At 45.0% G+C, this 14,198-nt stretch carries 10 protein-coding genes; 2 read left to right on the forward strand and 8 right to left on the reverse strand.

Annotated features, from left to right (window positions below):
* The first annotated feature begins 66 nt into the window (after positions 1 to 66).
* Positions 67 to 6,204 carry a pectinesterase family protein gene (locus AC0J2X_RS11280; protein ID WP_472996049.1) on the forward strand — a complete coding sequence of 2,046 codons (6,138 nt, stop codon included), beginning with the start codon at positions 67 to 69 and terminating at the stop codon, positions 6,202 to 6,204.
* Between the two features lie 196 nt (positions 6,205 to 6,400).
* On the forward strand, positions 6,401 to 7,603 hold the full coding sequence (locus tag AC0J2X_RS11285) for a DUF6538 domain-containing protein (RefSeq protein ID WP_069945182.1): 1,203 nt from the start codon (positions 6,401 to 6,403) through the stop codon (positions 7,601 to 7,603).
* A gap of 65 nt (positions 7,604 to 7,668) precedes the next feature.
* Here the strand turns inward: AC0J2X_RS11285 and AC0J2X_RS11290 are convergent, their stop codons facing one another.
* The 8 genes from AC0J2X_RS11290 to AC0J2X_RS11325 form a co-directional block, all read right to left on the reverse strand.
* Entirely contained in the window at positions 7,669 to 8,385 is a 717-nt protein-coding gene (locus tag AC0J2X_RS11290) for an RNA-binding domain-containing protein (RefSeq protein WP_472996050.1), read from the reverse strand.
* A gap of 17 nt (positions 8,386 to 8,402) precedes the next feature.
* Positions 8,403 to 9,440 (reverse strand): DUF262 domain-containing protein, encoded by a 1,038-nt coding sequence (locus tag AC0J2X_RS11295; RefSeq protein WP_472996051.1) that lies wholly within the window; start codon positions 9,438 to 9,440, stop codon positions 8,403 to 8,405.
* A 99-nt stretch (positions 9,441 to 9,539) separates the two neighbouring features.
* Positions 9,540 to 10,538, reverse strand: coding sequence for a phage major capsid protein (locus tag AC0J2X_RS11300; protein WP_069945184.1), 999 nt, complete (start codon positions 10,536 to 10,538; stop codon positions 9,540 to 9,542).
* A gap of 206 nt (positions 10,539 to 10,744) precedes the next feature.
* The gene (locus AC0J2X_RS11305; protein ID WP_069949005.1) at positions 10,745 to 10,996 is read right to left on the reverse strand and encodes a hypothetical protein; all 252 of its coding nucleotides are present in this window, start codon (positions 10,994 to 10,996) and stop codon (positions 10,745 to 10,747) included.
* Positions 10,987 to 11,169 (reverse strand): hypothetical protein, encoded by a 183-nt coding sequence (locus AC0J2X_RS11310; RefSeq protein ID WP_139125445.1) that lies wholly within the window; start codon positions 11,167 to 11,169, stop codon positions 10,987 to 10,989. The genes AC0J2X_RS11305 and AC0J2X_RS11310 overlap by 10 nt, the downstream gene beginning before the upstream one ends.
* 392 nt (positions 11,170 to 11,561) lie before the next feature.
* Positions 11,562 to 11,852: a hypothetical protein gene (locus tag AC0J2X_RS11315; protein ID WP_069945185.1), complete on the reverse strand. Its 291-nt coding sequence runs from the start codon at positions 11,850 to 11,852 to the stop codon at positions 11,562 to 11,564.
* A gap of 33 nt (positions 11,853 to 11,885) precedes the next feature.
* Positions 11,886 to 12,815, reverse strand: coding sequence for a hypothetical protein (locus AC0J2X_RS11320; RefSeq protein WP_069945186.1), 930 nt, complete (start codon positions 12,813 to 12,815; stop codon positions 11,886 to 11,888).
* Positions 12,816 to 12,883: 68 nt separating this feature from the next.
* Entirely contained in the window at positions 12,884 to 13,936 is a 1,053-nt protein-coding gene (locus AC0J2X_RS11325; protein WP_069945187.1) for a ParB N-terminal domain-containing protein, read from the reverse strand.
* Between the last annotated feature and the right edge of the window lie 262 nt (positions 13,937 to 14,198).

The raw sequence follows: 14,198 nt of genomic DNA on the forward strand, positions 1-14,198 counted from the left end.
CATAATAAAGCTGGAGCGGACATGTAGTGCGGTAGTACGCCCAGTAAAATATGGAGATTGAGTACCATGAAACTCACGAAAATTGCTGCCCTTATGGGCGGCGTTATTCTCGTTGCCGCCTGTGGCGAGAAAAGCTCTACCAATGTAACCCTCCCCCCCGACCCAGCACTGACTGGCGTATTTGTTGATAGCCCCGTTGAAGGAATCAATTATTCCTCTGCTTCTGTGGAAAACGGCACTACCAATGCGCAGGGTGAGTACTCTTACTTCAGAGGCGAGCAGCTCGCTTTCAGCATTGGCCAGCTGACGTTTCCAGAAACACCGGCATCAAGCGTTATTTCTCCTCTTGACCTGTTCGCAACTGACAACCCTTTTAACCAGTCGGTCGTAAACACGCTTCGACTTTTACAATCCCTCGATACCGATGGCGACCCAAGTAACGGTATATCGCTAAGCGCCAGTGCTGGCGATGTGGCGGTAGCTACGCTAGACGAAGGGCAAACCATTGAAGACTTCTTTAATCAATCTGATGCAGATTTTGCAGCCGATGTAGAGGTGTGGCTGGGTTCCGCTGGCGGAGCCAGTGCTACGCTTGTGGATAAAGCACAGGCTATCAGCCATTTCGTAAATTACCTTGAAGCCGAATTAGGTACGCTCTTCCCTAACACCTTTGATGTAACCCGCTTCACAGGCGACATTTACGCACCAACACTGGAAGGCAGAAGTGTATCTCAAGCCACTTACACCTTTACGCCAGACGACGAAGCGAACTTGTCAGGTACTTTTGTAAGAGTGCACGGTGAGGAAAGCACAACAGGTAGCTATGAATTCTCTTTTGGACGAAAAGTCATAGCCCTTAGTTACAGTGAGCAAACTGAGTATCTTATTTCCCGTGCTTTCAACACGGTTAATGAGGTATACAGCCTGTGCGTGATATCTCCAGATAACGCTCAGTCTATGCCGTTAGTGCTGCATGTTGAAAGCTGTCTTGCCAACGAAGACCCGCAAAACTACCTGTTTGCTTTTACCCAGGAACAAGCATATGTTGAACTGGCAAAGCTAGAGGAAGCAGCGAATTCTATCCAGGCGGCGCTTGAAGAAAACTTCGATACCGACACCGATACGTTTTTCTCATCGTCGTACAAGCGCTTAAGTGAAGAGCCAGATGCTGGCGCGCTTTATTATGTAACAGGTGGCAGCCCACTAGTCGACGCCACCACAGGTCAACTTACCCTTGAAGGCGATCGATTCAGTATAGGTAATGCTGCAGCCAACCCAGGTGCCAATACGTCAGCATCAGACACGGTAGGCATGGGTATTTATAACCTTAGCGAAGGTTTTACCATTAGCTTCGACGTTATTTCTCACAATGGCGGCGGTACGTTCAGCCTTTATGTAGATAACAACACCACAGGTCAAGATAACTCTGTACACGGTGCTGCTTCTAAGTTCGTGAGCATAGGTTTAGCAGACGGTACGATGGTACCCGGCACACGCTTTACCTATACCTATGAACCGGGTGACGATATTGGTGGCGGCGATCCTAGCGCACCTGACGCGAAAATTCTCGATAGCTCGGTAACTAATAGTTTCTTCCAATTGCGCACAGATTCGAGTGCCACTATCACTATCGATAACTTAAAAATTGAAACGATAGCTGACGCAGTTGACCCAGTGCCTCCGGTTGAGCCTGAGCCTACCGAACCTGAAGAGCCCGAAGTTATTCCAAGTGTACCGCTGCCGCTTTCCTATACCTTTGCAGGCGAAAGCGAGGATATTTTCTCGACAAACTTTGCCGCGATTGAAAATGCAGCGGGTGAGCAAGTCGCCATGTTTACCATTACCGGTGGCTCGGTAACGCAAATTGACACTGGTATTCAGCTTGACGGCGGACGCTTTACCCTTGGTAATACTGAACCTGATACCCAAAGCTCGTCTGACGATACATCATCAACCGGTGCACTGGATTTGAGCCGTCCTTACAATGTTATCTTTGATGTCATTTCTGCTGAAGATTCCGAAGGCGACAACAAATTCCAGATTTACGTGGATAACAATACTTCTGGCAGCGCCAACTCACACCTAGGTTCAGATTCTCGTTTCTTTAATGAGCCTGTGCTCGATTTAGTACCGGGAACCACCATGACAGTAGAAGGACAGATAGCAACGCCTAACTCGTACCTTCAATTTAGAACGGAAAGTGGCTCTATTGTGGTCATCGACAATATTCGCATTGAATATATTGATGAAAACACCCTGTTAGAGGAGACGTTTGAAACAGACGCTGACACCTTCTTCAGCCCTGAATACAAGTCGACCGATGGTGGTGCGACACCGTTTTATAGCGTAACGGGCGGCGGCTCAGGTTTAGTGATTTCCGAAGGCCAACTAGCCATCGACAGTGCACGCTTTACCATGGGCAACAGTACCCCTGATACAGACACAACCGCTGATGACACTGTAACCACAGGTATATTAGATTTAAGCCGTGAATATACCATTAGTATGGATATCATTGCCGTTGAAGACAGTGAAGGCGACAACAACTTCCAGATATATGTAGATAACAACACCAGCAGTAGCAGCAAATCGATACATGGTGGCGACTCTAAATTCTACAGCGAGCTGGTTAATAACCTTGTGCCAGGACAACGCCTAACTATCGATGGATTTATTGGTACACCCACCTCGTTCCTGCAGCTTCGTACTGAAAGTGGCGGCAAAGTGGTTATCGATAACTTTGTTATATCGTATGTGGGTGAAGCGCCAGATGACAGCAAGTTTAGCTGTGAAAATGAACCACAGCTTTACTTCTGTGACGACTTTGCATCGGGCTCTTTAGATAACTTCACGCTTATTTCAGACGACGCAGGCTCAAACGGCCCACAAGGCACGTTTGATGTTGTAGAAGATGACGGCAACAAAGTGATGCGCTACACCGCTGGCGGTGAAGGTGGCGAAATTTTCTTGGTTAAAGAGTCGGCGCTAAGCAACCTTCCAGAAAATGGAAATTACTTTGTTGAAGCGCGCATTCGTCCAAGACAAAACAGCACCACGCGAAACAAACAGATCTTCCTTCTAGGTCGTTATGATAGCGCTGGAAACTGGTACGGCGGAGGTTTGAATGTACAAAACTCATCGAGCAGTACACAAGTGGAAGTAGCGGTAAGTACCGAAGGCAGTATTTCTCGACCTGTCCAAGCTAAGTCACCTATTGTACTGGGTGAAAAAGACGGTACAGACGGCTCGTGGTATCGCGTACGTTTTGAAATGGAAAACGAGAAACTCACCGTTTATTTAGACGGCGAGAACATGGGTACAGCAGAAGATACGACCTATAGCGCAGCGGGACTGATTGGCCTCTTCACTAATAACCGTTCGTTCGAGCTGGACGATTTAAAAGTAGGTGACCCCGCTGTTAAACCAGTTCAACTTACTCTGGATTTCAAAGAAACAGAGTGGGAGACCACCACCAGTAGCGATCCGTTATTCGTTTACGTTACCGCAGTACAAAACGACGGTATAACTGAAGACACGTTTACCGTAACCAGCAGTGATGCGAGTGTGGTCAGCGTAGAGCAGCAAGGTCCACAAGTTACCATTACCCCTCGCGCTGCCGGTAGCGCAATGGTAACTTTTACTTCTGGCTCTGACCCTACGTTAAGCAAACACATTGCCGTTAATGTTGGCGAAGGCTTTACCATGCCTACCGCCACCTATGGCGACTTATTCCCCGATACCACACCGTATTCGGGCAATAACAATGCGTATCCCGATACCCTACTCTCGTTAACCTTCGACAGCGAACCCACCTTAGGAAGTAGCGGTGAAGTGCGCATTTACAATGCGACAGACGACACCCTGGTAGACGTTATCAATATTGCAGCTGATGAAGACTTTATTGGCTTTGAAGGCCAAGACAGACAGCGCAAAGTGGCTTACCGCCCAGCATCAGTTGTAGGCAACACATTGGTGATTAAACCTCATACAAACGCCCTTCAATATGGTCAGTCGTATTACGTAGCCATTAGCGATGGTGCGGTAACCGGCGCAACGCTAAATGGTGAAAGCTTTAGTGGTATTGGCAAGAGTGCGAACTGGCGCTTTGCAACAAGAGCTGCCGCACCTTCTGGCGCGAATGTTACCGTAGATGATGACGGCGAAGCGGATTTCCGCACGGTGCAAGGTGCGCTTAATTACGTGATGCAAAACGTAAGCAGCGATACGCCATCTCGCATTACGATTCGTGACGGCGAGTATCAGGAAATGCTGTTCCTTCGCGGTAACAACAATGTCACGCTTCAAGGCGAGAGCCGAGACAATACCGTGGTGTACTACGATAACTTTGAAAGCTTTAACAGCGGTAGCGGCAAGAGCGAAGCACCTGCGGCGGGCACGCCATCAGGCGGAAGAAGCGTATTTTTAGTGGAAGGCGTAGATAACCTGACGCTAACGAGCTTCACTTTGAAAAACTCACACATCAGAAGCAACGACTACTCTAACCAAGCTGAGACGATTTACTTTAACAGTGATTCAGGTCGTCTAACTGCCGTTGATATGAACTTTGTGAGTGAACAAGATACGCTGCTGTTAAAAGGCTTCAGTTGGTTCTACAACTCATTGATTGCCGGCAACGTTGATTTCATTTGGGGTTACGTAAATACCGCACTGTTTGAAAACAGCGAAATTCGCACCATTGGCGACTCTAAAAATGGCAACCCTGACGAAGACACAGCGGGCGGCTACATTCTACAAGCTCGCGTACCTGATATTTCTTATAAAGGGTTTATCTTCTTAAACAGCAGCTTCACCAATGGCCCAGGCCCTATTGGTAACGGTGTACTCGACGACTCTACGTATATTGCAAGAAGTGGCGGCAGCGCGAGCTACTTCGACAATATTACGCTTATTAATAACCGTTTCGACACCCACATTGCCACTATCGGCTGGGCGGGCGAAGGAGTACGCGACCAACCTGCACCAAACCCTAGCCCTGCAACCGCAGCAGCTGGATGGCGTGAATACGGCAGCATGGATATGCAGGGTAACCCGCTTGATCTTTCAAGCCGTCAGTTTGCCCACATTCTTACCGACAGCGAAGTGACTGAACTTACCAGCAGAACGGCAATATTCTCTCATTTTAATAACGGCGAAGGCTGGGTGCCAAGCGAGCCTAACTTACCGAATGTAGCACCTGCTCCAACGCTTGATGCGTACGGTTTTGCGCAATACAACTATGCATTAACCGGCGGTGCTGGCGGTACAGTAGTCACCGTAGATAACGGCGCAGACCTGCAAGCGGCACTAGATAGCGCAGCGAACAGCAACACCCCAGTGACGGTTTATGTAGATGGCACCATTACCGACGCAAACAATGGCGGTACGGGCTCACCGATTGAAATAAAAGACATGAACGATGTGTCAATTATCGGGGTTGCAGGCAGGGGCGAATTCGACGGCATTGGCATCTTAATTCGACGTGCAAATAACGTGATTATTCAAAACCTGAAAATCCACCACGTGCTTACTGATGGTAAAGACGCTATCTCTATTGAAGGTGATAACGACGGCTCTACCACCAGCAACATTTGGATTGACCACAATGAGCTTTATAGCACATTGTCTGTGGACAAGGATTTCTACGACGGATTAGTAGATAGTAAACGCGGCGCGAAAAACATCACTATCTCTTACAACTACCTTCATGATCATTGGAAAGCCTCGTTACACGGCCACACTGAGAATGATGTAGACAGTGATAATACCGAGCGTTTAATTACCTTCCACCACAACCGCTTTGAGAATATCGAATCACGTTTACCGTTATTCCGCTACGGTCACGGTCACTTGTATAACAACTACTACAATCAAATATCCTCTACGGCAATCAATTCAAGAATTGGTGCAGAGCTACAGGTAGAAAACAATGTGTTTGAGAACACGCAAAACCCAATTATTTCTTTCTACTCAGACGTTATTGGATATTGGAACACGTCAGGCAACCTGTTTGGCGAAGGCGTAACGTGGACAACGCCAGCTGATGGTGACGTTGTAGCAGGACCTGATGCCACGCCTACATCCAGCTACGAAGTGCCGTACGACTACGTACTAGATGATGCCGACGTGGTTAAGCAGCGAGTTATCAACTACTCGGGCGTAGGTAAGATCAACCAGAATGCCGATGACATTCCTCCGTTAAACTAACTCCTAAAAGAGTTAGCACAAACAAAAAAGGCGCTGCTCTATGAGCAGCGCCTTTCTTTTAAGCGTTAAGCTTAGGGGGATGATTACATCAAAGTGCCCTAAATACCCACGATTCCCTTAATCCCTTACTATTAGGGATGTAGAAGCTACATAGCGTGACACATTCCTTATTACTTCCAATTAATAGGGGAACAATATGAACGCACAAAATAAGCACATTAAGAAGCATCACGACACATGGGTATACTCTAGAAGAGTCCCTAGCGCGATAGCTCACTTATACAAAGGAAGTCATATAACTTTCAGTCTCCAGACGAGTAGCGTGAAGGTAGCAAGACTTAAACGTGACAAGTTTAACGGGCACCTAGCAAACCAGATGCAAGGAACTATTAGCCCAGAGCGCGAGGAGTTTAAACGTCACCTGACAGTTGCAAAAGAGTACGCGGGGGCCATCAAAGACCGTAGCTCTAATCTCACATATGATGACTTCTTCCCACGAGAGCCTATCGCTCACGCAGCTTATAGAGAAGTGGCTTATAAGGACACTAACCATGTCTATTCATATACCGCAAAGGAAGCCTTACAGAGCCTTCTAGGACGTAAAACAAAGCTATCTGATGATACTAAGCAGAAGCTACAAAGCGCGTTAGATAGGTTCCTTACTTTCGTTGGAGTCAATGACATGGCCCTAACAGAAGTCCACAAGAAGACCGTTGTGGCTTACATAGAACACCTTGGTGATGAGTACGCCCATGGGACAATTGCAGCGCACCTTTCTAGACTTAAATCCATCTGGGTCCATGCGTTTCAATTGGGAGAGATAGCGTTGAAGCAAAGTCCCTTTGAGGACCACGACCTTAGCCCTTACAAGAAAGGGGAGTCTCAGCGAAAACAGCTATTTAGTAAGGACCAACTGAACAAGGTTCTTAATGAATGCCCTGACAGTGTTAAACCATTGACCAAGTTAGCTCTATTCACAGGTGCTCGTATTAGTGAACTTTGTAGAGCTGAAGTAGAGGTCATTGAAGGTATTAGGTGTTTAGTGGTCCATAAAGGTAAAACTAAAAGTGCACCTCGTTACATTCCCTTAGCGGACCAATTAAACGACATTGAACTGCCCTTGCGTTTAGATCATAAATCAGCAGGGAGGACATTCTCCAAGTTCAAAGTCGATAAGATCACGGATGACTCAACTAGGTCGTTTCACTCTTTACGTAATCACTTCATTACCGCTGGTCAACGTGCTGATAATCTTACTGAGTTTGACGTGGCTTACGTTGCTGGACACAAGACGGGGACTACTATGAGTTTTGGTCATTATGCCCGTCACGATGTTAAACGGCTGAAGGCTACCGTTGATAAAGTAGCTAGTCAGATTGAGAAGGAATGGTACTTATAAAAAAGAAGTTTTGGGGCAAACGCCCCAATCAGCTCTTCATTGTGACTTATTTGCAAGACTTTGCGTTACTTAAAGCGAGCACAAATCACACCATGCTGTTGAAAGTCTGTTATTTCCTTAGTTTCATCACCGTCACGCCAATAAGATTTTTTACCAACATAAGACTCTTGATTTTGTGGTATGACAGTAACGATGATTACGCCTAGTCCATAATAATCATGGTAATCCATGTGAGAAAGTACATTAGTTTTCAAGCTCTCGCTTAACTCTGAATCTCGAATTCTTCCCCTCCACAAAGCCAAGTACTGTTCAACGCTCTTCCCTAGTAAAGTGGCTTCCCGTTTCACTCCAACAACGTGTTTTTTACCTACTTTTATAGGGGTCACGTTATCTAGCTGCTGTACTCTATTTGCATCTCTTTCTTCGTCAGCAATACCTATCAGCAATTTACCTACTCTATTTGGACCATTGTTAGCAAGCGCGCAAATGGAATTAATTATTTTCTTTACTGCATTTTCATCTATTGCTCTTTGACTTGAAGCGAGTGTCATAATTCCTTGCTTCAATTCATAATCAGCAAGCTCTATTTCTGAACGTCTCAATAGTTCATTGACATCAAGAGTGCTGTGTTGACCGTATACATGCTTTAGATCTTTCGTATCAACGAAAAATGGTTCTATCTGAGCTTTAATAGAACGTACGTTTTTGTCCCGTTCATCCGGAGATCCTGCATCTTTAGTAGTTTTTATTCTTTCAGAAAGATTTTCTAGCGCTGATTCCACACCAGCATAATCAGAAATTACTTTTTTGATTTTATTAAAAGGTCATGGAATGCTAAAAAAATTACCGCGAAAGTTGCAGGGAAGGGATTGGAACTCTTCTTTTTGTAAACGATTTCTTTGAGCTTTTTCTGCGACGACGATTTCTGGATTTCGTCAACGCAGAAGCTAAATTCATCAATCAATTTTTCTGCTCCATAGACTTCTAATGCAGCTTCTACCCGATTGAACTCTTCTGAACTTTCAGTGTAGATATTGTCTAGTGCTTCTTTGGAGCGACTGATCATTTTACTTCCAACTATACAAGCAATAATATCAGCTATACACTGCTCGTCTAGGCTGTCACGAAGATCAACTGACCTTAAAATACCCTCTTTTACCCAGAAAACCTCCTCAGCAGAAACACCATATCCATGTTTATTCAACGGTAAATCGACGCTTACTGAGGGCATTTTAATTAATTCCATAACTTCATCAGAAACATCACCACGCAGTTTGCAAGCAATCGTTCTGACTAAATCTGAGAACTCATTCTTTATCCCTGCTTGTCTTCTCTCCTGATCACTAAGGCGATGCCCATATGTATTAATTCTGTCGAAAACATCGTTGACTTGGGCTTCTGTAACATTTCTCATCGTCGACATAGCGACCATATAATCTAAAATAGAACTTACCTGCTTGCTATCAAGAAGCTTTTGATCAGTCATTTCTTCAGTTTTGAAAGCCCCTTCATCTCTATAGTTTTTCGCAGTTGTAAAATAATCTAGATTGAAAAATTGCTCGTCAGTCGTTTTGAAAGCTAATTCAATGAATGACATCAAAGCATGTAGTCTTTGTAGGCCATCTATTATTTCGAAGTGCCCCTTCTTATCCTCAATCTCAGCTATCAGAATTGCAGGTATTGGATATCTATTCAGAATTGAATCAATCAATTTTTGTTTTTCAATAAGTGTCCATACGAGTTTTCGTTGGTAGCGCCTGTTAACGATCAACTTACCTTCCCTGTAGAGAGAGTAAATTGACTGTATAGACATAGGTTGAGAGCTGAGTTCGATCATATTAAGTCCTTTTTTAGAAACACACATAAGCTACTCAATATGAATAGATTAATAAAGAACTTATTTAAAGATTACTTCGAGTAACATGAGATGCGAACACTAAGAAGCCTGTAACGACACTCTAAGCGCATCATTGGCTTGTATGATTTCACCGTAACGGCTATCAATGTAAGCGATTGTGGCTCCCTTCACGGTCACCTTATCAGTCGTGAAGTATGACCCTTCGCCCTTAAGGTCTAACACCTTGATAGCAGCGCGAAGGTCACCAAACATTACAGGAGTGCCGTTGGCCTCGCTAGGGTTCATCTGGTCAATGATAACGATAGGATGACCTAGCATCAGGAATGTCTCTTCACCACCATAAACAGAGCGGCCCCAGCGAATTAGTAGTGACTGACCTGTTGAGTCTGCTACCAGTTCTAGTTCTTCAAAGGTGTCAGCGTTCATGTACCACTTGGCATTACGCTTGTACTTGCTAGGGAGTGACTTCTTGACCGCTGAGAAGTGAGCTTTGATAGCCGCAGCGTTGGCCCCAAATGAGCCGCTAGAGCCTGTCTTGATGACCTTATAGAAGTCTTGGTGTCGCTCATCATCATCCTTGAAGGCCTCTGAGAAGCCGTTAGCTTTGTCTATACGCGCATCTAACACACCACGTAGACGCTGAATACCGTTGGCTCTGGACTCATCACCATATAGTAATTGCTCTACGAGTACATTGAGGAAGTCATCACTGGCTAGCCGTATGAACTCTTCTTTAATGTCTATGTGAGCGTCAGAAACAATCTCGTCAGTTATTAGTGTCTGTGCGTAGACCTTGCCAAATAGGCTCTTAACGCTTGCGTAGCGGTGACCTTCAGTCAAACTTACGTTTGAGTCTATTGACCCATGCTCACCCGTTAGGGCCGCTTTGATACGGCTTGTTACGACCAGCTCTCTATGCTCTGTAGACTCGACATCAATACGGTCAATTTCATCTAGAAGAGCGTGTGAGGGAGTGGCTCTGTCTATGATTTTTGTTGATAGCTCTTCACCATGTAGAACTTGAAGTTCAGCAAAGCTAAGAGGTTTACTGTTTTTCTGTGATTGTTGTTTTTTCATGTGGTATTTCCTTATGAATAGACACACGAAGACACACCCAATGAATCAACAAAGGGAGTCCTAGCGTGTTTGTATGTGATCGAATTAAATGAGTTGTAGCTTTAAGGCCCAGAGGGGATCTGTGAGCGGTTCTTATAGCTTAACTAAGGTGAATGTATGTGAGAGTTCTGAAGTCTTCCCTGAGGATCATACAGATCCATATAGAGCTACTTAGCTCCTGAGTGAAAGACCCTATTGATGTCTAGAGCAAACTGAGTGGCTGACTCTTCAGTCATGCCGTAGGAACTCGTCAGTAAGTTCTTGTTAGATTCAAAGCTACGACCTAGACCAATACGTCTGCCATCGTTTAACTCGATGAAAGCAATACGAGAGCGAGAAGGGAGCGTAGTGTCTACAGGGGCCTCACAGACCTCAGATTTAGTGACCTGTTTAGGTTTAAGAATGGACCTCAATGACATAGCAGATTGTTCTCCCTGTTGTACTTAGTGGCTAAACTGGTAATGAATGAAGTACGAGAGACACTCACACCATGAGTTGAATTAAAGTGTGCCCTTGCTACGTCAATGACCTCATACTCGTCACGAGTGAGCGCCACTGAGGTTCGTTGTGGTTTCTTTGAGTTGGTACTCATTGGGTTAATCCTTGTATAACGGTTATGTAAAAAAGACCCAACGCCATAGTCACTAGGACTTCGCTGGGTATCTTTGAATAGATGAAATTGAAAGCTTTCCCATTAAGGGAAACTATGGAGGCCGTGAAGGGTAGCTACACCCCAGAAGAGATATAGGCCCCCATAGCTCTTACTAGTGACCTCCATTGACGATAGACACAGGGCTACGTTGCATAGCGTGATGTGGGTTGTGTCTTTACCATTCGTTCAATAGACCACTCTAAAATTCGATTATTGTGGAAGGGAAAAGACAGCCTTGATTCTTTAGGGGGTCATTAGGCTGTTAAGTGATTCCTGTTGTGACCATGAAGTACAAAAGTTGCTTCTTTCTTCCTGTAGTCAGGGGATAAGCATTAGGGTGACCGTTCTGAGAAGTACGCTGGGGTAATGGCCTCTTGACCATCTGATAAGTTCGATAAGAGGTCTATTTGATTAGTATTCATGAAGGTGTCTAACTGTACCATTTTGCTCACTGAGCGTTTTGGTACACTTTGTTCATTTCTTGGCTGTTTCATTTCCGCATTATGCGCTTTTGGAACATTTTGTTCATTTTCTGACTGGCTATTTTTGGCATTATGCCGTTTTTTGCCACCTAAAGAAAAAGACTGTCCTGTGGCTTCCTCTTGAGTCTTAACGTCATCCATAGGGCCTCTATTATGGACATCTTTAAGTAGCCTCTAAACAGCTAGTAGCTTCAGGGCGTAAGCCTTATCTTCTTCAGACAGGTCCTCAATGAATAGCCTAATTCTCGCTTGGGCGCTAGTCTCAGAAAAAGACGGACCTGTGGCCTCTTCCTGCACCTCTACGTCATCTTCTATGTCATCCCAAGGGCATTCTGCTACGCTTGCCTCTGTTACATGGGCTAAGACTGAAGGTTGTTCTTCTGTGGTTTCGATAGAGCTATCTGTATCGATATTGCTAGAAGTGATTTCTTCATGTGACTCCTCTTGTTGTTCATTGACTAGTTTAGCAGAAAGGCTCACTGAGCTTTTTCGCTTAAGAATGCCACTTACAGTTGTTTGACCGCATCCTATCCGTTTAGCAATCTCTGCTTGAGTAAGGCCCTCATCTGATAAAGTGGTTATTCTAAAATCACGTGAACGTGTAAGCTCACCCCTAACCTCTTCTGTAGCTCTCTTGTATGTGGCTGAAGAGCATTTGACCACACTCATGATTTCCTTTTTATCTAACGTGTACTTATCTTTAAGGAATCGCATACGGTCTACTTCAAGTAGCTTTCTGATTGTCGAGTGAATGTCGCTACTCTTACGCTTAAGGCCATGGTTAGCGTTGACCCCAGCAGCAGCGACAATAGCGTCAGCCATAGTTTCAAATTCAGAGTAACGGATAGCTACATTCTCTAGGTCTACCTCTACAGGTATCTCGTTCTGCTTTGTTAACCAGTCGATAGCGTTAAGCCTGTGGAACCCATCAATAGGAACGTACTCACCAGTCTCTTGTACCAGTGCCACCCATGGTAGCTCTGTGAAGGTCCCAGTGTCAGCGTATGAATATGCTAGGTCCTTCACGTGAGTCATATCTTCACCCAGTGCGCGTAGTTGAGTTGGAGCGTCTAGGTTGATTTTAGATAAAGCAATAGTGTTCATTTTCTGTCCCTTACTATGGAATACGTTAAGAAATATCTTAGTGGTAGCCTCGCGTTTGAAGAGAGAGGCTAGAAGTCTGAGACAGTAGCTATATGACCATCTACACTCTTGAGCTGCTCTACACTGAGGGAACTCAACTGGCGTGTTATAGACTCAATGAGTTTGACCTTACGTTTCTGTATACGGTCTTGCTGAGTTTTGGCATCGTGCCGTTTATCCGCACTTTGAACCTGTTCATTGCTTGAGTGACCGTTTTTGGCACTATGCCGTTTTTGGTCACCTTGTTCATTTTTTGACTGTGTAATTTTGGCACTATGCCGTTTTTGCTCACCTAGACCATCTAGGGTTTCATCATGAGTCATTTTGCTCACTGAGCGGTTTGACTCACTGAGGTCCTGTAGGGTGTTCACTGAATGACTAGTTTTGCCATCATGGCGCTTTTGGTCATCAAGACTCTGAAGGTCATCAACGTGGGACTGAGTCATTTTGCTCACTGAGCGTTTTGACTCACTAAGAATCCTGCTAATAGTCTTTTGGGGTACACCTGTTCTTTGTTGAATCTCACGTTGAGAGATACCTTCATAGTCTAAGCGTTTGACCACAAAGTCACGAGCATCAGTAAGCTCTTTACGGATTTCCTCAGTGGCTCTCCTGTAGGTTGCAGAGGAACAATTGACCACCTTCATGATAGCTTCTCTATCTAGTGTGTATTTGGTCTTTGAGAAACCTATGCGGTCAACTTCAAGTAGTTTTTGGATAGCGTTGTGTATATCCGTACTCTTACGCTTAAGGCCATGATTAGCGTTGACCCCAGCAGCAGCTACGATAGCCTCAGGCATAGTGTCAAACTCAGAGAGTCTTACTGAGACATTATCGAGGTCTACCTGACACTCAATGTCCTCGTGTTCTGCTAACCATTGAAGGGCTGTTAACCTATGGAAACCATCAATAGGTACATATTCGTTTGTGTCTTTAATCAGGGCTACCCATGGTAGTTCCTTGAAGGACCCAGTGTCAGCGAATGAATGCGCTAGGTCTTCTACGTGAGTCATATCTTCACCTGATGACCTCAACTGAGTAGGGGCCTTAAGGTTAATCTTAGATAGTGCAATAGTGTTCATGTGTGTGGTGTTCCTTGTTTGTTTATGTCTTAGGGGAGAGACCTGAGGAAGTTGAGGTATGACTCTAGGTGGGTCGTAGCGAATGACCCTATATGAGGATGACCAAACTAATTACAACTCAATAGTCTATGTCTTAGGGGAGGCCCTAGGGACTCCTTAAGGTAGGTAACTAATATTGATATTATTAGTAGGTCTAGCCTCAACGGTCCCTAAGGGAATCTTTAGGTACATACCCTAATGTCTTTCCACTTTGTTCTAATAG

This window comes from Alteromonas sp. R7 (assembly GCF_055755235.1).